Annotated in this window: 18 protein-coding genes; 7 read left to right on the top strand and 11 right to left on the bottom strand. The window is 73.8% G+C overall.

Annotated elements, in window-relative coordinates; genetic code table 11:
- Positions 1–22: 22 nt before the first annotated feature.
- The 4 genes from GA0070609_RS24125 to GA0070609_RS24140 are packed head-to-tail and all read right to left on the bottom strand — an operon-like array spanning position 23 to position 5,049.
- The gene (locus tag GA0070609_RS24125; RefSeq protein ID WP_157748290.1) at positions 23–322 is read right to left on the bottom strand and encodes a hypothetical protein; all 300 of its coding nucleotides are present in this window, start codon (positions 320–322) and stop codon (positions 23–25) included.
- Positions 291–4,277, bottom strand: coding sequence for a toxin glutamine deamidase domain-containing protein (locus GA0070609_RS24130; RefSeq protein ID WP_088995893.1), 3,987 nt, complete (start codon positions 4,275–4,277; stop codon positions 291–293). Before GA0070609_RS24130 ends, GA0070609_RS24125 begins: the two co-directional genes overlap by 32 nt.
- 32 nt (positions 4,278–4,309) lie before the next feature.
- Complete coding sequence (locus GA0070609_RS24135; protein ID WP_231928406.1) at positions 4,310–4,636, bottom strand: hypothetical protein; 327 nt, start codon at positions 4,634–4,636, stop codon at positions 4,310–4,312.
- Positions 4,636–5,049 carry a YbaB/EbfC family nucleoid-associated protein gene (locus GA0070609_RS24140; protein WP_088995895.1) on the bottom strand — a complete coding sequence of 138 codons (414 nt, stop codon included), beginning with the start codon at positions 5,047–5,049 and terminating at the stop codon, positions 4,636–4,638. Before GA0070609_RS24140 ends, GA0070609_RS24135 begins: the two co-directional genes overlap by 1 nt.
- Positions 5,050–5,128: 79 nt before the next feature.
- Here GA0070609_RS24140 and GA0070609_RS24145 point away from each other — a divergent pair, with 79 nt between their 5' ends.
- Positions 5,129–6,361, top strand: a complete 1,233-nt coding sequence (locus GA0070609_RS24145) for an SUKH-3 domain-containing protein (RefSeq protein ID WP_088995896.1) — start codon at positions 5,129–5,131, stop codon at positions 6,359–6,361.
- Between the two features lies 1 nt (position 6,362).
- On the opposite strand, the gene GA0070609_RS24150 is transcribed toward GA0070609_RS24145, so the two are convergent.
- On the bottom strand, positions 6,363–7,802 hold the full coding sequence (locus tag GA0070609_RS24150) for an aldehyde dehydrogenase family protein (RefSeq protein WP_088995897.1): 1,440 nt from the start codon (positions 7,800–7,802) through the stop codon (positions 6,363–6,365).
- A gap of 145 nt (positions 7,803–7,947) precedes the next feature.
- On the opposite strand from GA0070609_RS24150, the gene GA0070609_RS24155 reads away from it, so the two are divergent.
- Positions 7,948–9,384: a gamma-aminobutyraldehyde dehydrogenase gene (locus GA0070609_RS24155; RefSeq protein WP_088995898.1), complete on the top strand. Its 1,437-nt coding sequence runs from the start codon at positions 7,948–7,950 to the stop codon at positions 9,382–9,384.
- Positions 9,385–9,387: 3 nt separating this feature from the next.
- Positions 9,388–10,662 carry a 4-aminobutyrate--2-oxoglutarate transaminase gene (gene gabT / locus GA0070609_RS24160; RefSeq protein ID WP_088995899.1) on the top strand — a complete coding sequence of 425 codons (1,275 nt, stop codon included), beginning with the start codon at positions 9,388–9,390 and terminating at the stop codon, positions 10,660–10,662.
- A 146-nt stretch (positions 10,663–10,808) separates the two neighbouring features.
- Here the strand turns inward: gabT and GA0070609_RS24165 are convergent, their stop codons facing one another.
- Positions 10,809–11,489: an RlpA-like double-psi beta-barrel domain-containing protein gene (locus tag GA0070609_RS24165; protein WP_088995900.1), complete on the bottom strand. Its 681-nt coding sequence runs from the start codon at positions 11,487–11,489 to the stop codon at positions 10,809–10,811.
- A 138-nt stretch (positions 11,490–11,627) separates the two neighbouring features.
- On the opposite strand from GA0070609_RS24165, the gene GA0070609_RS24170 reads away from it, so the two are divergent.
- Positions 11,628–12,449 carry an NmrA family NAD(P)-binding protein gene (locus tag GA0070609_RS24170; protein ID WP_088995901.1) on the top strand — a complete coding sequence of 274 codons (822 nt, stop codon included), beginning with the start codon at positions 11,628–11,630 and terminating at the stop codon, positions 12,447–12,449.
- Between the two features lie 13 nt (positions 12,450–12,462).
- Here GA0070609_RS24170 and GA0070609_RS24175 read toward each other — a convergent pair whose 3' ends face one another.
- The 5 genes from GA0070609_RS24175 to GA0070609_RS24195 all read right to left on the bottom strand — a co-directional run bounded on the left by GA0070609_RS24175 (position 12,463) and on the right by GA0070609_RS24195 (position 17,153).
- Positions 12,463–13,098 carry a M15 family metallopeptidase gene (locus GA0070609_RS24175; RefSeq protein ID WP_088995902.1) on the bottom strand — a complete coding sequence of 212 codons (636 nt, stop codon included), beginning with the start codon at positions 13,096–13,098 and terminating at the stop codon, positions 12,463–12,465.
- On the bottom strand, positions 13,095–14,255 hold the full coding sequence (locus GA0070609_RS24180) for a D-alanine--D-alanine ligase family protein (RefSeq protein WP_088995903.1): 1,161 nt from the start codon (positions 14,253–14,255) through the stop codon (positions 13,095–13,097). The genes GA0070609_RS24175 and GA0070609_RS24180 overlap by 4 nt, the downstream gene beginning before the upstream one ends.
- Positions 14,252–15,274 carry a threonine ammonia-lyase gene (locus tag GA0070609_RS24185; RefSeq protein ID WP_088995904.1) on the bottom strand — a complete coding sequence of 341 codons (1,023 nt, stop codon included), beginning with the start codon at positions 15,272–15,274 and terminating at the stop codon, positions 14,252–14,254. Before GA0070609_RS24185 ends, GA0070609_RS24180 begins: the two co-directional genes overlap by 4 nt.
- Before the next feature lie 164 nt (positions 15,275–15,438).
- Positions 15,439–16,491: a sensor histidine kinase gene (locus GA0070609_RS24190; RefSeq protein WP_088995905.1), complete on the bottom strand. Its 1,053-nt coding sequence runs from the start codon at positions 16,489–16,491 to the stop codon at positions 15,439–15,441.
- On the bottom strand, positions 16,488–17,153 hold the full coding sequence (locus GA0070609_RS24195) for a response regulator transcription factor (RefSeq protein ID WP_088995906.1): 666 nt from the start codon (positions 17,151–17,153) through the stop codon (positions 16,488–16,490). The genes GA0070609_RS24190 and GA0070609_RS24195 overlap by 4 nt, the downstream gene beginning before the upstream one ends.
- Positions 17,154–17,390: 237 nt before the next feature.
- Between GA0070609_RS24195 and GA0070609_RS24200 the strand changes: the two genes are divergently transcribed.
- From GA0070609_RS24200 to GA0070609_RS24210, 3 genes are read left to right on the top strand one after another with little or no spacing between them, the layout of a single operon-like run.
- Complete coding sequence (locus GA0070609_RS24200; protein ID WP_088995907.1) at positions 17,391–18,692, top strand: GAF domain-containing protein; 1,302 nt, start codon at positions 17,391–17,393, stop codon at positions 18,690–18,692.
- Between the two features lie 43 nt (positions 18,693–18,735).
- Positions 18,736–20,241 (top strand): aldehyde dehydrogenase, encoded by a 1,506-nt coding sequence (gene adh, locus GA0070609_RS24205; RefSeq protein WP_088995908.1) that lies wholly within the window; start codon positions 18,736–18,738, stop codon positions 20,239–20,241.
- Positions 20,241–20,585 (top strand): DUF779 domain-containing protein, encoded by a 345-nt coding sequence (locus tag GA0070609_RS24210; protein ID WP_088995909.1) that lies wholly within the window; start codon positions 20,241–20,243, stop codon positions 20,583–20,585. Before adh ends, GA0070609_RS24210 begins: the two co-directional genes overlap by 1 nt.
- Positions 20,586–20,653: the final 68 nt, after the last annotated feature.

Raw genomic sequence — 20,653 nt, forward strand, 5'->3', positions numbered from 1 at the left:
AACCAGGTTTCGACTGTCGGTACTACGGGGCGTGGTGAGATCCCTGCCCCTCCTCCAACATCGTCTTGAGAGCACGCTCGTCTGGGAGGGGAGAACCCGTCACGGTTTCCGTCAGGCCTTGGAGCGTGACCCGGTCGACGGCCTCGTACCGGTCGACATTGCGGGGATCGTCCAGGAACCGCACCACCAAGGCCGGATCGTAGGACCAGCCTCGGCTGCGGTGGTTCCATAGAACGGCGGCGCCCGTGGCCACGTCCATCACGAAGATGCCAGCGGGCTCGGTCTTCGCCTCAGTCCGGTAGACGACGTAGTAGGTCAACATCACTTCTCTCCAGCTTCATCGCGAGCTCCCGCGCTATCGGGAAGTCCTCAGACGTCAACCGGTACTCGGCAACGATCTTCCCGAAGGTTCGTCTCCGCGCGTCGAGGTAACGGAGATACTCCCGCCACAAGGTCCCATTGGCCAAGATCCACTTAGCGAAGCTGGCGTCCTTGGCCGGAAACTGTTCATGCAGGTCAGGTGGCATCTCACCCGGGATACCGCTGCTTCGGTTGGCGGCCAGCATCTGCAGGAAGGCCCGGACCCGCCGCTCGGGGGGTTCCGCGGTGCATCGGAGAACCTCGTAGGCGCGATGAGTTCGAAGCCAGACGTCTCTGGAAGCCTCGGTGTGTAGCTGGAGCTCGAAGGTGAAACCACCCGGCGAGGTCAGCGTGCAGTTGAAGCCGTAGAAACGGTTCCCCAGCTTCCGGAAGTTCTTGCACTCCTCGACCCGGAAACCCAGCCGCGTCAACCGATCCAGCAGAGCAACTACAGCATCGCGGTACCGCTCCCCAGAGGGCATTGAGAACGAAAACCTGAGGACGTCGTTCACCTCCCGGACGAAGTCCTCGACCGGCACTCCGACAATCTGCGCTTCGTCGAGATACTTACGCGCCAGCGACTCGAAGCTCTTGATGCGGAACTCCTGATCCGTCAGTTGGACAGGCGAAGGCAACTGAAGATCTTCCGTCACCCGTAGACCGACCATGCCGAGGGCGGCCTCGACGTCGTCCGCCTCAGCGACTGCCCGATCTCGTACGGTGCTCAGTGCCGCCCGCTCCGCGGCTGACAGCGGAAACTGCCCGTCCCCGGGGTCAGACCCTCCATGATCCGATGCGTCGTGCCGCCCATCGCCCGCCGGAACCGAGCCGGGGCCGTCCAGGAGGTGCATGCGGTTGACGTACGGCTCGCCGTAGCCCTCATCGTCCACGGCCGGCGGGTATTCCGGCAGGTCGGGCCGGGCGCTGAACCGTCCGCGACGCAACCCGGCCATCGGCATCGGCCGGCCGTCGGGACCGAGGACGAGGATGTCGGCGTCCACCGCGTTACGCGGATGCGGCGCACCCGAGTGACGGTACAGCGGTTGGTCGGCGATCCGGCCGGTCTGCGGGTCGAGGTAGAGCACCGTCCCGTGCTGGTTGAGGGTCACCCAGATGTGGGATCCGCCCTGCTCCCAGCTGTTGATGACGAAGGCGAAGCTGCCGTGGCCGCCGAGGAGCAGCTGGTCGTGGAGGTTCCGGTAGCCGATCTCCATGGCCTGCCGCCGCTCGCCGGCCGTCATCGCGCTGCCCGGCTGGCAGAGCCGCTGGAACCGGCCGCCGGTGACGTCCTCGATCCGGCCGACGCCGTCGCGTTCGCCGTCCAGCGGCCGGGTGACGTCGCCCGCCTGATAGGCGTCGAAGGTACGGGGAGCCGACACCCGGGGCCGGCCGTGCATCCAGGTGTCGAAGAGGGACAGCGTGCAGTCGAGGCAGTTGATGCCGCGGGTCGGGTCGGCGGCCGGACCGCCGTCGTTCAGCAGCCGGAACCAGTCGCCCCGCCGCGGATCGGCGGTGCGGGTCACGCTGCCGTCGGGCTCCCGGGGCATCCGCCGCTCGACGTCGGTCTGGTGCAACGCCAACGGCGGGCGCAACCCGCCCGGCCGGCCGTACCTGCGGGACCGGTCGATCGGCGGCGGGTCCTCGTCGCCGGTGAGGGCCGACCGGTCGGCCGTCTCGACCGCCCCCACGGCGAGGTCACCGACGTCGTCGTTGATCCGCCGGAAGTCCGACGGGTCGTGCACGCCCACCACCGACGGTACGGCGGTGCCGGCCAACACCTCGTCCGCGAGGTCCTGGCACTCGCCGTACGCCCGGGTCTCGTCGTCGGCGTAACGCTGCCACGTGCCGGCCAGGTACGGCTGACCCGCGCGGTTCAGCCGCCGGGCATGGATGGTGTAGTCCCGCGCCTGTTGGTGGTGCTCCTCCGCCCGGGCCCGCAACCGCGCCGCCTCGTCCCGCCGGCGGTTCTCCTCGAACCAGGCCCGCTGGGATTCGTAGTAGCCGCGATACCGGCGGCGTTCGAACGCGTCCCGATCGATGGCCCACCGCTCGGCGTACCGGTTGGCGGGAGCCGGCGGGGGCGGACCGCCACGCTCCGGTGCGGTCGCTCCGGCGCGCGTCGGCGGTCGCACCGGTGCGAGCGCGTCGAGCAGCGGAAACCGCGCCGACGGCGCCGGTCTCGGGTCGACGCTGCCGGCCGCCGGATGTGCGGTGGCAGCGGCCCCGGCGCGCGGCGGCAGAGGCGGGCCCGCCTCACCGCCCGGCGTGGTGGACGCCGGACCGCCAGCCGTGCTGCCGCCGGTCGCCGGGACGCCGGCGCCGATCGCGGCGTCGGCAACCGGCGGCACTGAGCCGCCGATCAGCGCCCCGGCCGCTGGCAGGGCCGAACTGGCGGGGATCGGAGCGCCAGCCTCCGCGGGCAACGTCGGACGGAGAGCGGACGGAGCGCTGTCTACGATGGACAGTGTCGGGCTGGACGCGGACGCGCCGGAACCGTCAGCGGAGGTCCCGATGGGTGTCGGCGTACCAGGCCCGCCGCCTGGCGTCCCGGCCGTCGGGAGGCTCCGATCCCCGGAGTTGGCGAGGTCGGCCGGCTGGCGCTCCGGATCGCCCGCCCGCGATGCCTCTGCCGCCGCCGTCGGCGCGGAGAGGGTCTCGACGCCCGGCGCGCCCCGCTGAGCCGGCACCACCCCCTCCGCCACCGGAGCCACCGGCACCGCCGAGCCGGCCGGCACCGCCGAACCCGCCGGCACCACCGAACCCGCCGACGCCGCCGAACCCGCCGAACCCGCCGAACCCGCCGACGCCACCGGTTCGCCGCCGGACGCCGAGGGCTCGGCGCCGAGCTGGACCGCAGGGCTGGGCAGGTCACCGATCCCCTGACCCGACACGCCGGCCAGGGCGCTCAGCTGACCGTCCAGCCGGCTCCGCAGCGCCGCGTCCGCCTGCCCGGTGAGCGAGCCGCGCGCCCCCGAGACAGCGGCGCGGGCGGCGTCCTCCAGCGAGGTCGGGCCCTGGCCGGTGGCCAGGCTGGCGGCCTGCTCGGCCAGCACCTCACCGGCCATCTCCCGGGTCACGTGCTCACCGACCTGCGCCCCGCGCCCGCTGGCGTGCCGGCCCAGCCCGGCCAGCGGCGCCACCGCCCCGCCGGCCAGACCGCCGACCGCGGAGGTGCCCAGGTCGGCGACGTCCAGGCCGTGCCGGCGGCCGGTCGAGTTCTGGTACGCCTGGGTGGCGAGGTTGACCCCGGCCTCCTCCCCCGCCTCGGCGAGCCCGCCGAGCGCGGCGCGCCGGGCCAGCCCTCGGGCACCGTCCCGGGCGACCTCCTTGGCGGCCCGCTCGCCGGCCTCTTTGAGCCCGTGCCGCAGCGACTTGCGGGCCAGTTGCCCCATCAACCGCTGGAAGATCCGCTGCACGATCAGCCGGCTGGCGGTGATCGCCGCTCCGGCGGCGGGCGAGGCCGCACCGGCGGTGAGCACGGTGGCGACGGCCAGCGAGAGCAGCTCGACCACCAGGATGCCCAGCTCGATCCAGACCTCGAGCTTGGCGGCCTCGATGTCGCAGCCGCACTCCTCGACCAGCCGGCCCAGGTCCGCGCTGATCGCCAGCAGCACCGGCAGCGGGGCCTCGTCCCCCTCGGCCACCCGCCGCCAGGCGGTGTCGAACGCGGCCGCGACGGCACCGACGCCGCCGTACCCGTCGCGTACCTCGGTCGCGGCGGCGATCGCGTCGGCCCGCGGCCCGGCGAGGGCGGCGGCCACCGCGTACCACTGGTCGGCCAGGTCCCAGACCGCCTGCTCGTTCCCCTCCGGCCACTCCACCCCGACCACCCAGTCGAGCGCCTCGTAGACCCAGCCGGGCAGTTCCCAGGGCGAGTAGTCGAGCGGGTGCGGGACGGGGCTCGGCAACAGACTCATCCGGCTCTCCAGGACGGCGTCGGCAGAACGGGTCAGCGCTGGTGCGGTCGGCCCAGCCGGCCGGCGGCGGCCGCGTCGGCCGCGAGGTTGGCCTCGACGGAGGCGACCACGTCGGCACCGAGCCCGGTCAGCTGCCGCCCGACGCCCGCCCAGGCGCGCAGCACCGTGTCCTCGAACCCGCGGTACCGCTGCTCGAACGCGGCCCCGAGGTCGTCGCGGCCCCAGGGTCGTTGCGCGCTGGCCGCCGCGATCGCCCCGCCGAGCTGCTCCCGGCGCGCGGTCACCGCCTCGCCCGCGTGCGACAGGTCGGCGCCGCCGCGCCGGGCCCGCCACGGGTCGAGCCAGAGCTGGCCGGCCATCACCGCTCCCCACGCAGCGCGGCGTCCGCCCGGCCGAGCAGCGCCCCGAAGTCACCGGTACGCACGAAGTCGAGCGACCCGGAGCCGGCGGGCAGGTAGCCGGCCACCAGTTCCTGGGTGGCCGCCACGGCGGCGGTGCTGGCCCGATGCACGGTTTCGGTGATCTTCCGGCCCAACCCGGCCGCGTCCCGGTCGCGGTAGACCGTCGGGCTCAGCTCCACCGAGATCAGCTCGCCCCGAGCGCCGACGGTCGCGGTGACCTGCCCGTCGTCGGACCGCCGGGTGATCCGCAGCTCGGTGACCCGGGCCTGCAGTTCGTCCAGACCGGACCGCAGCCGCTGGTACTGCCCGTACACCTCGTCGAACCGCGCCCGCAGCGCACGGTTGGCGTCGCGGTCCACGCTCTCTGCCAACGCCGGCCTCCCCGTCACCGTCAGTAGGGCGAACCATACCGGCTGCCACGGAATCGCGTTGTCCGGTAGGTTCGGAGGGGTGATCGACCGTCATCAGGCCGAGCAGCTCGCCGCTGTGTGGGCCCGCCGCGACTCACAGCGACTGGGATACGAGTGCACCCCGACGGTCGACGAGTTCGACCTCGGCTACGTCATTACGTCCACAGTGGCGTTGGCGGCGCGGACGGTGCCGGGCGACCTGCCGACCACCGTGGTCGACAAGGAGACGGGCGAGATCACCACCTGGCCCCGGGTGCCGGTCCCGACGGTGGCGGAGATGTACCGGCGCAGCCGGTCGGCCCGGCCGACCGCCCCGCGTACCGTCGCCCCGGCCGGCCGCCTGCACCGTGAGATCCGCCGGATCCCCACTCCGGACACGGCCGCCCACCTGACCATCGACGGCCGGATCTTCACCGCCCGGGGCGCCAAGGGCGACCTCACGCTGCACCACCACCCGCTGGTCCGGCGATACCTCGACGGCCTGTCGCCCGGTCACCTGGTGCGCGGCGGCGACCGGCACGCCGAACTCGTCGTCGTCTCCGACGTCCTGCACGAGTACGACCACCGCCGCGCCGCCGAGGGCATCGCGCCGATGGGCATGGCCGAGGCGCGGGATCTCCTCCGGTCGGCCCGGTTCGAGGTGTTCCGGGTGCGGGAGCCGGGTGACCCGCACGGCGGCCCCGCCGACCGCCCGTGTGACTCGTGCGTCGACGCGTTGGTCGAGTTCAACGTCCTACCGTGGTCCGAGCGGGGCTACACCGTGCCCTGGCGACCAGAGCCGCAGCCGGATCCGGCGCCGGGTCGCTTTCCGCCCGACGTCGCGCAGGCGCTCGTGGCCGCGGGCTGGCGCCCGCACGAGGGCGACATGATCGTGGCCGCCTCGGCCGTCCGGGACGTCAGCGCGGTGCGCGGGCGGGCCCACCGCCACGCCGCCTTCCCGGCCGCCACCTCGACCCTCACCGAGTTCCCCAGCCTGGTCGGCGCGCGCCGGGGTCCGGGCGAGCAGGTGTGGATCTCCCGGTTCGACCTCCGGCCGCGGCAGGTCGCGCACACCGCCGACACCCTGGCCGACTTCGCCGCCGTGCTCGGCGCGCGGCTCTTTCCGATCGGCACCGAGCGGCAGGACAGCATCATCGCCGTCGACGAGCACGGCCGGGTCTTCGCGCTCGATCAGGCCGGCGAGTGGTTCCTCGGCGCGGATGTCGACGCGGCGCTGACCACGCTGCTGCTCGGGCGCGCCCCGGCCCGGGTCCGCGACGACGGCACCTGGTGAGCTACAGCGACAAGCCGGTCAGCACCATGACCCGCGGCTCGGTGTAGTCCTCCATCGCGCTGCGCAGCCCTTCGCGCCCGACGCCGCTGCCCTTCACCCCGCCGTACGGCATCTGGTCGGCCCGGTACGACGGCACGTCGCCGACGATCACCCCGCCCACCTCCAGCGTCCGGCCGGCGAGGAAGGCCGTCTGGAGGCTGTGCGTGAAGACGCCGGCCTGCAACCCGTACGCCGAGTCGTTGACCGCGGCGAACGCGGCCTCGTCGTTCTCCACCCGGGCGACCACCAGCACCGGCCCGAACACCTCCTCGGCACTCACCTTGGCGTCCGCCGGCACCCCGGACAGCACGGTCGGCGGGTAGGTCGCCTCTTTCCGCCGGCCGCCGACCTCGATGGTGGCGCCCGCCGCGACCGCCTCGTCCACCCACGCCTCGACCCGGCGCGCGGCGTCCTCGGACACCAGCGGCCCGACGTCGGTCAGCTCGTCGGACGGGTCGCCGGTGCGCAGCTCCTGCACCGAGGCGACCAGCCGGGGCAGGAAGCCGTCGTAGAGCCATTCGTGCACGTAGACCCGCTGCACCGCGATGCACGACTGCCCGGCCTGGTAGTTGGCGAAGGTGGCGATCCGGTGCGCCGCGAAGGTCAAATCCTCGTCGCTGTTCCAGTCCTCGCAGATCACCGCGGCGGCGTTGCCGCCCAGCTCCAGGGTGACGTGCTTGTCGGGCACCGACCGGCGGATCGCCGCGCCGACCGGCCCGGAGCCGGTGAACGAGACCACCGGCAGCCGCGGGTCGGCGACCAGTTCGGCGGCCCGCTCGTTGGGCAGCGGCAGCACCGAGAACATCCCGGCCGGCAGCTCGGTCTCGGCGAGCAGTTCGCCGAGCAGCAGCGCCGACAGCGGGGTGGCCGGCGCCGGCTTCACGATAATCGGGGCGCCCACCGCGATGGCCGGCGCGACCTTGTGCGCGACCAGGTTGAGCGGAAAGTTGAACGGCGCGATGCCCAGCACCGGCCCCTTCGGCACCCGCCGCACCAGGGCGATCCGCCCGGTGGCGGCGGGGTCGGTGTCGAGTCGTTGCAGCTCGCCGGAGAAGCGGCGTGCCTCCTCGGCCGCCCAGCGGAACGTGGAGACCGCCCGCCCCACCTCGGCCCGGGCCCACTTCAGCGGCTTGCCGTTCTCGGCGGTGATCAGCCGGGCCACCTCGTCGGCCCGCTCGGCGAGCCGCCGGGAGACGTGGTCCAGGGCCGCCGCGCGGGCGTGTGCGGGCAGGGCCGCGGCCGCCGCCGCCACCTCGGCCGCCGCGGCGACGGCTGCTTCGACCTGGTCGGGCGTGGCCTGGGTGGTACGACCGACAGCCCGACCGTCGTACGGGTGGTGCACGGTCAGCTCGCTCTCGCCGTGGGCGGGGCGGCCGGCGACATAGAAGGCAACGGGCTCCACGCTGAGCAGCCTAGACCACCAACCTGTCGACGGATACAGTCGCGTTAGCCCTTGTCTGCCGCGAATTCAGTAGCGAAGATGGCACACAGACTGCGATTACCGCCGCAGACCCGTACCCCCGGCCCCCCTTCGGAGAGATCGAGTCATGAGTGACCAGCAGAAGCTGCGCAACTTCGTCAACGGCGAGTACGTCGAGCCGGTGGACGGCGGCTACGCCGACCTGATCGACCCCTGCACCGGTGAGGTCTTCGCGCAGGCCCCGGTCTCCGGAGCCGCCGACGTGGACGCGGCGATGAAGGCCGCCGCCGACGCGTTCGAGAGCTGGCGGGACGCCACCCCGGCGGAACGGCAGAAGGCGCTGCTCAAGCTCGCCGACGCGGTCGAGGCCCGGGCGGCCGAACTGGTCGACGCGGAGGTCCGCAACACCGGCAAGCCGCGCCAGCTCACCGCCGACGAGGAGTTGCCGCCGGCGGTGGACGAGTTCCGGTTCTTCGCCGGCGCGGCCCGGCTGCTGGAGGGGCGCTCGGCCGGCGAGTACCTGGCCGGCCACACGTCGTACGTGCGGCGCGAGCCGATCGGCGTCTGCGCGCAGGTGACGCCCTGGAACTACCCGCTGATGATGGCGGTCTGGAAGATCGCCCCGGCGTTGGCCGCCGGCAACACGGTGGTGCTCAAGCCGTCCGACACCACCCCGGTGTCCACGCTGCTGCTGGCCGAGATCGCCGCCGAGTTCTTCCCGCCCGGTGTGTTCAACGTGGTCTGCGGCGACCGGGACACCGGTCGTACGCTCGTCGCGCACCCGACCCCGCAGCTGGTGTCGATCACCGGCTCGACCCGGGCGGGCATGGAGGTGGCCGCCGCGGCCGCGCCGGACCTCAAGCGGACCCACCTGGAGTTGGGCGGCAAGGCACCGGTGGTGCTCTTCGACGACGCGGACGTGGCGGCGGCGGCCGAGGCGATCGCGGTCGGCGGCTACTTCAACGCCGGGCAGGACTGCACGGCGGCGACCCGGGTGCTGGCCGGCCCCGGCATCCACGACGACTTCGTCGCGGCGCTCACCGAGCAGGCCCGCAACACGAAGACCGGCGCCCCGGACGACGAGGACGTGCTCTACGGCCCGCTGAACAACGCCAACCAGCTGGCCCGGGTGCGCGGCTTCGTGGATCGGCTGCCGGACCACGCGAACGTCGAGACCGGCGGCTCGCAGCTCGGCGAGCGCGGCTACTTCTACGCCCCGACCGTGGTCTCCGGCCTGCGCCAGCAGGACGAGATCATCCAGGACGAGGTGTTCGGGCCGGTCATCACCGTGCAGCGGTTCACCGACGAGGACGAGGCGGTGCGCTGGGCCAACGGCGTCGAGTACGGCCTGTCCGCCTCGGTCTGGACCCGGGACCACGGCCGGGCGATGCGGATGACCCGGCGGCTCGACTTCGGCTGCGTCTGGGTCAACACGCACATCCCGTTCATCTCCGAGATGCCGCACGGCGGCTTCAAGCACTCCGGGCACGGCAAGGACCTTTCGGTCTACAGCCTGGAGGACTACACCCGGATCAAGCACGTCATGCACAACATCGAGGGCTGACCCATGGCGTCGAGCGAGGAGCTGCACAAGCGGCGCGGGGCGGCGGTCGCCCGGGGGGTCGGCAGCGTCATCCCGTCCTACGTGGACAGCGCGAGCGGGGGCACGCTCACCGACGTCGACGGGCGGGAGTGGATCGACTTCGCCGCCGGCATCGCGGTGACCAACGTCGGCAACTCCGCCCCGCGGGTGGTGGAGGCGGTCCGGGCCCAGGTCGAGCGGTTCACCCACACCTGCTTCATGGTGGCGCCGTACGAGTCGTACGTGGCGGTCTGCGAGCAGCTCAACGCGCTCACCTCGGGCGGGTTCGAGAAGCGCTCGGCGCTGTTCAACTCCGGCGCCGAGGCGGTGGAGAACGCGGTGAAGATCGCCCGGCACGCCACCGGGCGGCCGGCGGTGGTGGTCTTCGACCACGCGTACCACGGCCGGACCAACCTGACCATGGCGCTGACCGCGAAGAACATGCCGTACAAGCACCGGTTCGGGCCGTTCGCCGGGGAGATCTACCGGGTGCCGATGTCGTACCCGCTGCGCGACGGCGGCCTGCCGGGCGCGGAGGCCGCCGCCCGGGCGATCGAGCTGGTGGAGAAGCAGGTTGGCGCGGAGAACGTGGCGGCGCTGCTGATCGAGCCGATCCAGGGCGAGGGCGGGTTCGTCGTACCGGCGCCGGGGTTCCTGCCGGCGCTGCGCGAGTGGGCGACCGCCGCCGGGGTGGTGTTCGTTGCCGACGAGATCCAGACCGGCTTCTGCCGTACCGGCGACTGGTTCGCCTGCCAGCACGAGGGGGTCGAGCCAGATCTGGTCACCCTCGCCAAGGGCATCGCCGGCGGGTTGCCGCTGGCCGCGGTGACCGGCCGGGCCGAGCTGATGGACGCGGTGCACGTCGGCGGCCTCGGCGGCACGTACGGCGGCAACCCGCTCGCCTGCGCCGCCGCCCTGGCCAGCATCGAGACCATGCACGAGCTGGACCTGGCCGCCGCCGCCCGGCGGATCGAGGCGACCATGGTGCCCCGGCTGCAGGCCATCGCCGAGCGCACCGGGGTGGTCGCCGAGGTACGCGGCCGGGGCGCGATGCTCGCCGTGGAGATCGTCCAGCCCGGCACGCTGACCCCCGATCCGGCCACCACGGCGGCGGTGTCGGCGGCCTGTCACGCCGCCGGCCTGCTCACCCTCACCTGCGGCACGTACGGCAACGTGCTGCGCTTCCTGCCCCCGCTGGTGATCTCCGCCGCCGAGCTGCGCCGGGGCCTGGACATCCTGGAGGCGGCTTTCCCCGGCTGAGGCCGGACGAAGCCCGCGGGAGAGCCGGTGAGCCGGCCGTCGCCGGTCGTACAGCCGAACGGGCCCTCGCCGCACGCGAGGGGCCGTTCGGCTGCCGGGCCGGCCCGCGGAGCTGCCCGATCAGCTCGGCGGAGCCGCCCGGCCGGTCAGCGGAGCACCTCGACCACGTTGCGCCGGATCACGTTCTTGCCGGGCTCGCGCACCTGGTCCATCGCTGTCGCGTTGAGCAGCACGCAACTGCCGGACGGGCCGGTCACCGTCACCGTGGTCGACCGGTTGTTGTCCAGGTTGGTCACCCGCAGCCGGGTGCCCACCGGGAACCGGTCGCTGGTCGCCGCCGGCGCACCACCCTCGGCCGAGAAGGTCACCGAACCCGGGCAGGCCGAGACGGCACCGCCACCGGGCTGCCCCGCGCCCGGCTGGGCCGCACCGCCGCCCGGCTGGGCCACGCCACCACCGGGCTGGGCCGCGCCACCGCCGTCCAGGCGCTCGACCACATTGCGGCGGATCACGTTCTTGCCGGGCTCCCGCACCAGCTCCATGGCGGCCGCGTTGAGCAGCACGCAACTGCCCGACGGGCCGGTCACGGTGACGGTCGCCGACCGGTTGTTGTCCAGGTTGGTCACCCGCAGCCGGGTACCTACCGGGAACCGGTCGCTGGTCGCCGCCGGCGCACCACCCTCGGCCGAGAAGGTCACCGAGCCCTGGCACACCGAGGCGCGCGCCGGCGCGCTGTCCGCGAACCCGAGCCCGGTGCCCACCGCCACGACCGCCGAGGCGACCACCGCCACGCCCGCCGCCAGCACGTGCTTCCGCTGCACCCTCACCGTTGTCTCTCCCGTCGTCGGTGTCTCCTACGGCGCCTGGTACGGACTGGGAGCGCTGCACCGTTCACCGCGATCCGGAAGTTGACCTGAAGTCGGCTTCAGGTCCTAGCGTCGGAACGGCGATCAAGGAGGGATCCGATGACGTATCTGGTGACCGGCGCGACGGGCAGGGCCGGCCGGCACGTGGTGTCCGAACTGTTGGCGCGCGGGGTGCCGGTACGGGCCCTGACCAGGGATCCGGCCCGGGCGACGGTGCTGCCGGCCGGGGCCGAGGTGGTGGCCGGCGACCTCACCGACCCGGCCACTCTCCGGACGGCCTTCGAGGGGGTCGTCGGCGTCCACCTGCTGACCGCCGCCGGTGACGACTACGCCACGTTGCGTACCGGGCCGGAGATCGTCGCCCTGGCGGAACGGGCCGGCGTCCGGCGGCTGGCCGTGCTGTGGAACGGCAAGGCCGGCCCGGTCGAGGAGGCCGTCCGGGCCGGCCGTCTGGAGTGGACGATGCTCCAGCCGGTCGACTTCATGAGCAACACCCTGCACTGGACCGAGTCGATCCGCGCCGCCGGCGAGGTACGCGAGCCGTTCGCCGACGTGCGCGCCGCCGTGGTCGACGAGGCCGACGTCGGCGCGGTCGCGGCCGAGGTGCTCACCGGCGAGGGGCACGCCGGTCAGGCGTACACCCTCACCGGCCCGCAGGCGCTCACCCCGCGCCAGCGGCTGGCCGCCGTCGCCGCGGCGACCGGCCGCGAGCTGCGCTTCGTCGAGCTGACCGAGGAGCAGGCCCGCGCCCGGTGGCGGCAGGCCGGCTACGACGAGGAACTGATCGACCTGCTCGCGTCCTGGCAGGGCGACCCGCCACCGGTCGCGTACACGGTCACCGACACCGTGCAGCGGCTGCTCGGCCGGCCGCCGCGTACCTTCGCCGACTGGGCCCGCGCGCACGCCGACGCCTTCCGCTGAGCGCCCCGCCCGGTCACACCGGGCCGTAGCGGGTGTGCGGGGCACCGGTCAGCAACGCCCAGTAGCGGTCGCCGTAGGACCAGTGCCACCACTCAGTCGGGTAGTTCACCAGGCCCGCCCCGCGCAGGGCGGCACCCATGATCCGCCGGTGCCGCCGGGCGGTGGCCGAGACGGCCGGCGAGTCGGTGAAGCAGGCGTCGGCGCTGGCCTCCGGGGTGGCGTCGATCTCGGTGCCGAGATCCAGCTCGACCCCGTCCTCGCTGCACAGGGTCAGGTCGACCGCCCCGCCGGTGCTGTGCGGCGCCACCTCGACCGGGGAGACGAACTTGGTGGTCTCCCGGTGCAGCCGCTCCGGCGGCCAGTCCGGGTGCGCCCGGCGCAGTTCCTCCCGGTAGCCGGTGAAGATCTCCAACTGGGCCCGGTACGGCCGGTACCCCTCGACGACCAGCAGGCGCAGGCCGGCCGGCAGCGCACGCTGCGCGGCCAGCAGCCGGTCCGCGACCCCGCGCCGCACCCGGGCGTACGCGCTGGCGGAATCGGCCGCCCGGGGGTCCAGCCGCAGCTCCGGCAGGTCGCGCAGGTCCACCAGCGGGTCGCCGTCGTCGGCGCTGGGCACGGCCGCCACCCGGGGATCGGCGAGCAGGATCATCGCGGCTCCCCGGTGGCGGCACTGGCGGTCGCGGTGGCGGCGCTGGCGGTGGCGGCGCGTTCCGCGTGGCGGGCGAAGGCCAGCTCCACCAGCCGGTCCACGACCTCCCGGTAGCCGACGCCGACCGCCGCCCACACCTTCGGATACATCGAGTGCGCGGTGAAGCCGGGCATGGTGTTCAGCTCGTTGACGTACAGCTCGCCGGCCGCCTCGTCGTAGAGGAAGTCGACCCGGGCCAGCCCCCAGCCGCCGATCGCGGCGAACGCCCGCAGCGACAGCTCCCGGATCCGGTCCGTCACCTCCCCGGGCAGCACCGCCGGGACGATCATCGGGTCGGCGTCGCCGAAGTACTTCTGCCGGTAGTCGAACCAGCCGCCGGAGACCCGGACCTCGCCCACCGCCGACGCCTCGGGCCGCCACCCGCCGAGCACCGCGCACTCCAGTTCCCGGCCGGTGACGCCCTGCTCGACCACCACCTGCTGGTCGTGACGCAGCGCCTCCTCGATCGCGGCCGCCGGGTCGTCGCCCTCGGCCACCCGGGAGATGCCGATCGACGAGCCCATGCTGGCCGGCTTGACGAACAGCGGCCGTCGCAGCCCCACCACCAGCTTCTCCGGGTCGTCGGCGGCCCGGTAGGTCTGCGCGTCGAACGCCACGTGCGGGGTGATCGGCACCCCCTCGGCGCGCAGTGCCCGCTTCATCGCCACCTTGTTCATGCCGACCGCGGCGGCGAGGATGCCGCACCCGACGTACGGCACGCCCAGCGACTCGAGCAGTCCCTGGACCACCCCGTCCTCGCCGAACGGGCCGTGCAGCACCGGGAAGACCACGTCCAGCTCGGCGTGCACCGCGCCGGACGCGTTCGCCGCGGTCACCACGGCCGTGCCGGGCCGGCGGCCGGCCCGCAGCTCGACCGGCGGCCCGGTGACCGTCAGCCGGTCGTCGATGGCCCGGTCCGCCCCGGCGCCGTCGCGCAGCTCCGCCAGCACGGCGTCCGGCACCAGCCGCAGGCCCCCGGTTCGGGTCACCCCGATGGCGACGGTGCGGTAGCCGCCGCCGGCCAGGGCCCGGGCCACCCCGAGGGCCGAGGCGCAGGACACCTCGTGCTCCGCGGACGGGCCGCCGAACAGGATTCCGATCCGAACCGGCGCACTCATGCCGCTGCCCCTTCCACACTCGTGACCTCGGCGAACCGGTCGGCCGCCAACCGGGCCACCAGCTCCGCCTCGACATTTCCGCCGGTCAGCACCACGCCGACGGTGTGGTGCCGGCCGTCGGCCGCGATCCGCAGCGCGCCGGCCAGGCCGGCCGCCCCGGACGGCTCGGCCAGCACCTTCAGCTCCAGCAGCAGCAGCCGGAACGCCGCGGCGATCTGCTCGTCGTCGACCCGGACCACCCCGCGCAGCGCGGTGCGCAGGATGGCGAACGGCAGCTCGCCCACACAGGCCGGCCGGAGCCCGTCGGCGATCGTCGGCGCCGGCGGGACCGGGGTCGGCCGGCCGGCGGCCAGGCTCCGGGCCAGCGAGTCGCAGCCGACCGGCTCCACGCCGTACAACTCGATCGGCCGGCCGGTGGCGGCGAGGCAGGCGCCGGCCGCCCCACCGCCGCCGCCGACCGGCAGCACCAGCGCGTCCAGCGGGGTGCCGGCCCGCTCGGCGTCCTCGATCAGCTCCAGGCTGGCGCTGCCCTGCCCGGCGATCACGTCCGGGTGGTCGTACGCGTCGACGACCGGGTGGCCGGTGGCGGCGCTGATTTCGCGGGTCAACGCGAGCCGCTCCGCGGCGGTGTCGGCCAGCACGATCCGGGCCCCGGCCGCCCGCGCCCGGGCGACCTTTGTCGGCGCCGCGTCCGCCGGCAGCACCACGGTGGCGGCCAGCCCGTGCCGGCGCGCCGCCAGCGCCACCGCCACCGCGTGGTTGCCGGTGCTCTGCGCGACGACGCCGCCGTGCCCGCCGGCCGCGAGCCGGCCGACCGCCAGCGACGCGCCGCGCATCTTGTACGAGCCGCCGTGCTGGAGGTTCTCCGCCTTGATCAGCACCCGGACGCCGGCCAGCCGGTCGATCGCCGGGGAGCGCAGCACCGGGGTGCGCACCACCTGGCCGGACAGCCGGCGGGCGGCCTCCTCGACGTCGGCCCGGACCGGGACGGCCGGGGCCGGCTCATCGATGCGGGACATCTCGTCTCCTTCCGTCTTCGTGGTCGGCGGGCGCGGCTGGGCGCCTGGCCGTACCGGGTCGCAGGTCGGGGCGGCGCCGGTTTCCGGGCACGCCGGAGGAGGGGGTGCCGCTTCATGCGGCCCCCGCGGGGCGTCGCTGGTTGTGTGCCGGCCGGTCGGCCGGGTCAGTGCGGCAGTCGGACCTCGACCCGCAGGCCGCCGTACTCGGCGGGTCGGGCGGCGATGATGCCGTCGTGCGCCTGGGTGATCGAGCGGGCGATGGCCAGGCCGAGGCCCGCGCCGCCGCCGTGGCCGGTACGGTCCGCGGCCAGCCGCCGGAACGGCTCGAAGAGGCCGGCCACCGCCTCGGCCGGCACAACCTGACCGGTGTTCACCACGGTCAGCGCGGGGGTGCCGCCGACCGCGACGGTGAGGGTGCCGCCCGGCCGGTTGTACTTGATCGCGTTCTCCACCAGGTTGCTGACCAGGCGCTCCAGCAGCACCCGCTCGCCGGGCACCACCCGGGGTGTGAGGTGGCTGTCGATCGTCACGCCCGCCTCCCGGGCCCGGTCCTGGTAGCCGGCCAGCACTCCGGCCACGATCTCGTCGAGCCGCTGCGGCGTACGCGAGCGCAGGCCCTGGTCGCTCTCGCTGAGCGTGAGCAGCCCCTCGATCAGCCGCTCGTTGCGCTCGTTGGTCTCCAGCAGTTGGGCGGTCAGCAGCTCCAGCTGCTCACCGGTGAGCGTCCGGGCCATGCCGACCTCGATCAGCGTCCGCTGCACCGCCAGCGGGGTGCGCAGCTCGTGCGAGGCGTTCGCGGCGAACCGCCGCTGCCCCTCGTACCCGGCGGAGATCCGCTCCATCATCTCGTCGATGGCCCCGGTCAGCCGGGCCAGCTCGTCCCGGCCCGGCCGGCGGATCCGGTGCCCGAGGTTCTGCGGGCCGACGTGGGCGATCGGCTCGGCGAGGTCGCGCACCGGGCGCAGGCACCAGATCGCGGCGGCCCAGATCGCCACCACCGCGGCCACCAGCACCGCGAGCATGATCAACGGGTACAGGGCGACGCCGAGGTCGCGCGCCGGCTGGCACACCAGCCCCGATCCGGGCAGCGGCAGGTGGCAGAACTCCCGGCCGCGCAGCCACACCGTGGCCAGCAGCCACTTCTCCAGGCCGGGCCGGAAGTAGCCGACGAGCAGGGCGAGCACCCCCACCAACAGGATGCGGCGGCGCGGGGTCACTCCGGGCCGCCGATCCGGTAGCCGGCCTTCGGCACGGTGTGGATGACGGCCGGCTGGCCGAGCTTCTTGCGCAGCGTCATCACGGTGACCCGGACGGCGTTGGTGAACGGGTCGGCGAACTCGTCCCAGGCCTGCTCCAGCAGTTTCTCCGCGCTGACCACCCGGCCGCCCGCGCGCATCAGCACGTGCAGCACGGCGAACTCCTTCGGGCTCAGGTTCAGCGGGTGGCCGTCCCGGGTGGCGACGTGCTGGGCCACGTCGAGCACCACCCCGTGCCGGGCCAGCACCGGCGGCAGCGCGGGCGCGGAGCGCCGGCCGAGCGCCTGCACCCGGGCGACCAGCTCGGCGAAGGCGAACGGCTTGGTCAGGTAGTCGTCGGCGCCCAGCCCGAGCCCCTCCACCCGGTCCCGAATGCCGGCCGCCGCGGTGAGCAGCAGCACCCGGGTGCCCGCGCCCGAGTCGGCGATGCTGCGGCACACCTCGTCGCCGGTGTGCCCGGGCATGTCCCGGTCCAGCACGGCCACGTCGTAGCGGTTCACCCCGACCCGCTCCAGCGCGCCGTCACCGTCGTAGCAGACGTCGACCGCCATCGAGAAGCGGCGCAGCCCCTCGGCGACCGTGTCCGCCAGCAACCGCTCGTCGTCCGCCACCAACACCCGCACGCCTGCTCTCCCCGTGGTTCCTCGCTGTCCGGGACACCGTCTCAGGCCGGAGTTAAGGGTTCTGTAAACACCGGCAGGAGCCATCCTCCACGGCGGCGATCCCGGGACAAACACTCCCGAGCCGGGCCGGAGCGCTTGCCGCCCCGGTACGCCGTCTGGGGGCGTCCGTCCCTCGTCTCCGGCGGCACTTGGCGATCGGGGGTGAGCTGCGTCACGATGGGCGCGAGGAGGTCGCCGATGGCCGACCCGTGGCTCGCCCTGGAATTCGGCGTCGATCCGGCGGAGCGGATCGCGCAGGTCGGCGCCGCCCACGAGGCGTTCCTGGCCGGTGGGCCGGAGGCGGCCCGGCGTACCGACCGGCGGCTGCGGGAGGTGGTGGCGCACTCCTGGCGCCGCTCGGCGGCGCTGCTCGACCCGGAGTCCACCCCACCGGTCGAGCTGACCGACGACGCGCTGGCGAGCTACCGCGCCACCCACCCGTTGGCCCGGGTGCTGCCGCTCTTCCGCGACCTGCTCGGCGGCATCGCCCAGGACGGCGCGCACCTGATGGCGGTCTGCGACGCCCACGGCCGGCTGCTCTGGGTGGAGGGGCATCCGGGCGTGCTCCGGCACGCCGAGCGGATGAACTTCGTGCCCGGGGCGCGCTGGGACGAGCCGCACGCCGGCACCAACGCCCCCGGCACCGCCCTGGCGATCGACCACAGCGTGCAGATCTTCGCCACCGAACACTTCAGCCGGCGGGTGCAGCGGTGGACCTGCGCCGCCGCGCCGATCCACGACCCGGCCACCGGGCGGCTGCTCGGGGCGGTCGACATCACCGGCGGCGACCATCTGGCCAACCCGCAGAGCCTGGCGCTGGTCCGGGCCACCGCCCGGGCAGCCGAGGCGCAGCTCGCCGCCGACCGGCCGGTCGAGCCGGGGGTGGCCACCGTCGCCGCGCTCGGCCGGGACGAGGCGGAGCTGCGGGTCGACGGGCGCCGGATCCGGCTCGGCCGCCGGCACAGCGAACTGCTGGTGCTGCTGCTCGACCATCCCGAGGGGCGCACCGGCGAGCAGCTCGGCCTCGACCTGTACGGCGACGACCGGCTGCACCCGGTCACCCTGCGCGCCGAGCTGTCCCGGTTGCGCCGCATCCTCGGCCCCGACCTGCTCGACTCCCGGCCGTACCGGCTGCGCGGGACCGTCCGGGCCGACTTCCGTACCGTCGGCGAACTGCTGGAGCGCGGCGATCCGGCGGGCGCGCTCGACGCGTACGCCGGACCGCTGCTGCCCTCGTCGGACGCGCCGGGAGTGACCCGACTGCGCCGGCTGGTCGACGGCCAGCTCCGCGCGGCCGTGCTGGCCACCCGCGACCCGGCGCTGCTCGCGGCCTGGACCGCGACGCCCGCCGGCACCGACGACCTGACCGCCTGGCAGGCGCTGGCCGCGGCGTCGCCGCCGGGCGCGCCACGCCGGCCGCTCGCGCTGGCGCGGGTCGACCAGCTCTCCCGGGAGTACGACCTGCCGCGCGCAACGTTGCTGCAACGTCCCGGAAACTAGCTTCTCCGCCGTCACCCGACCCGATCGGACGGCGGAGGTAACCATGACGCGCTACGACGCGCCCACCCACTGGCAGTCCCGCTACGACCACTTCATCGGCGGCGAGTACGTCACGCCGCACTCCGGCCGCTACTTCGAGAACCCCACCCCGGTGACCGGGCAGACCTTCTGCGAGGTGGCCCGGGGCACCGCCGAGGACGTCGAGAAGGCGCTCGACGCCGCGCACGGCGCCGCCGACGCGTGGGGGCGTACCCCGGTCGCCGAGCGCGCGCTGATCCTCAACCGGATCGCCGACCGGATGCAGGAGAACCTGGAAGCCCTGGCGGTCGCGGAGACCTGGGAGAACGGCAAGCCGGTCCGGGAGACCCTGGCCGCCGACATCCCGCTGGCGATCGACCACTTCCGGTACTTCGCCGGGGCGATCCGGGCCCAGGAGGGTTCCCTCGGCGAGCTGGACGACGACACCGTCGCCTACCACTTCCACGAGCCGCTGGGCGTGGTCGGGCAGATCATCCCGTGGAACTTCCCGCTGCTGATGGCCACCTGGAAGCTCGCCCCGGCGCTCGCCGCCGGCAACGCGGTGGTGCTCAAGCCGGCCGAGCAGACGCCCGCGTCGATCCACTACTGGCTCTCGTTGGTGGCCGACCTGCTGCCGCCCGGCGTGGTCAACGTGGTCAACGGCTTCGGCGTCGAGGCGGGCAAGCCGCTGGCGTCCTCGCCGCGGGTGGCGAAGGTGGCGTTCACCGGCGAGACCACCACCGGGCGGCTGATCATGCAGTACGCGAGCGAGAACATCAAACCGGTCACCCTGGAGCTGGGCGGCAAGAGCCCGAACATCTTCTTCGACGACGTCAGCGCCGCCCGGGACGACTTCTTCGACAAGGCGCTCGAAGGGTTCACCATGTTCGCCCTCAACCAGGGCGAGGTCTGCACCTGCCCGTCCCGGGCGCTGATCCAGCAGGGCCACTACGCCGACTTCCTCGCCGCCGCGGTCGAGCGGACCCGCGCCGTGGTGCAGGGACACCCGCTGGACACCGACACGATGATCGGCGCGCAGGCGTCGAACGACCAGCTGGAGAAGATCCTGTCCTACCTGGACATCGGCCGGCAGGAGGGCGCTCGCGTCCTCACCGGCGGCGCGCGGGCCGACCTCGGCGGCGAACTTTCCGGTGGGTACTACGTCGAGCCGACGATCTTCGAGGGCGACAACTCGATGCGGATCTTCCAGGAGGAGATCTTCGGCCCGGTGGTCTCGGTGACCTCCTTCGCCGACCTGGACGACGCCGTGAAGATCGCAAACGACACGCTGTACGGGCTGGGCGCGGGCGTGTGGACCCGGGACATCAACACCGCGTACCGGGCCGGGCGGTCGATCCAGGCCGGCCGGGTCTGGACGAACTGTTACCACGCCTACCCGGCGCACGCGGCGTTCGGTGGCTACAAGCAGTCCGGCATCGGCCGGGAGAACCACAAGATGATGCTGGAGCACTACCAGCAGACCAAGAACCTGCTGGTCAGCTACTCACCGAAGAAGCTCGGCTTCTTCTGATGGGTGACGTGGTGTCGGTGACGCCGGCCGCGGCCGAGCTGATCCGGTCGCTGCGGGGGCAGCACGGTCCGCTGATGTTCCACCAGTCCGGCGGCTGCTGCGACGGCAGCGCCCCGATGTGCTACCCGGCCGGCGAGTTCCGCACCGGCTCGTCCGACGTCCTGCTGGCCGCGCTCGAGATCGAAGGGGTCCCCGAGCCGGTCGAGTTCTGGATGTCCACGGCGCAGTGGGAGCTGTGGAAGCACACCACGTTGACCGTGGACGTGGTCCCCGGCCGGGGCAGCGGCTTCTCCCTGGAAGCCCCCGAGGGCGTCCGCTTCCTCATCCGCTCCCGCCTCGCCTAACCCCCCGGTCCCCCGCGATCTTGCACTTTGTGCCCTAGGGATGCAACGAATGCCCGGAAAGTCGGGGC

The sequence above is a fragment of the Micromonospora echinaurantiaca genome (genome assembly GCF_900090235.1).
In the GTDB taxonomy this organism is placed as follows: Bacteria; Actinomycetota; Actinomycetes; order Mycobacteriales; family Micromonosporaceae; genus Micromonospora; species Micromonospora echinaurantiaca.

Bases quoted from the DNA above. Each gene is read 5' to 3' on its own strand.
- GA0070609_RS24125 (WP_157748290.1), bottom strand. From the start codon at position 322: ATGTTGACCTACTACGTCGTCTACCGGACTGAGGCGAAGACCGAGCCC.
- GA0070609_RS24130 (WP_088995893.1), bottom strand. From the start codon at position 4,277: ATGAGTCTGTTGCCGAGCCCCGTCCCGCACCCGCTCGACTACTCGCCC.
- GA0070609_RS24135 (WP_231928406.1), bottom strand. From the start codon at position 4,636: ATGGCCGGCCAGCTCTGGCTCGACCCGTGGCGGGCCCGGCGCGGCGGC.
- GA0070609_RS24155 (WP_088995898.1), top strand. From the start codon at position 7,948: ATGAGTGACCAGCAGAAGCTGCGCAACTTCGTCAACGGCGAGTACGTC.
- gabT (WP_088995899.1), top strand. From the start codon at position 9,388: ATGGCGTCGAGCGAGGAGCTGCACAAGCGGCGCGGGGCGGCGGTCGCC.
- GA0070609_RS24170 (WP_088995901.1), top strand. From the start codon at position 11,628: ATGACGTATCTGGTGACCGGCGCGACGGGCAGGGCCGGCCGGCACGTG.
- GA0070609_RS24175 (WP_088995902.1), bottom strand. From the start codon at position 13,098: ATGATCCTGCTCGCCGATCCCCGGGTGGCGGCCGTGCCCAGCGCCGAC.
- GA0070609_RS24180 (WP_088995903.1), bottom strand. From the start codon at position 14,255: ATGAGTGCGCCGGTTCGGATCGGAATCCTGTTCGGCGGCCCGTCCGCG.
- GA0070609_RS24185 (WP_088995904.1), bottom strand. From the start codon at position 15,274: ATGTCCCGCATCGATGAGCCGGCCCCGGCCGTCCCGGTCCGGGCCGAC.
- GA0070609_RS24200 (WP_088995907.1), top strand. From the start codon at position 17,391: ATGGCCGACCCGTGGCTCGCCCTGGAATTCGGCGTCGATCCGGCGGAG.
- adh (WP_088995908.1), top strand. From the start codon at position 18,736: ATGACGCGCTACGACGCGCCCACCCACTGGCAGTCCCGCTACGACCAC.
- GA0070609_RS24210 (WP_088995909.1), top strand. From the start codon at position 20,241: ATGGGTGACGTGGTGTCGGTGACGCCGGCCGCGGCCGAGCTGATCCGG.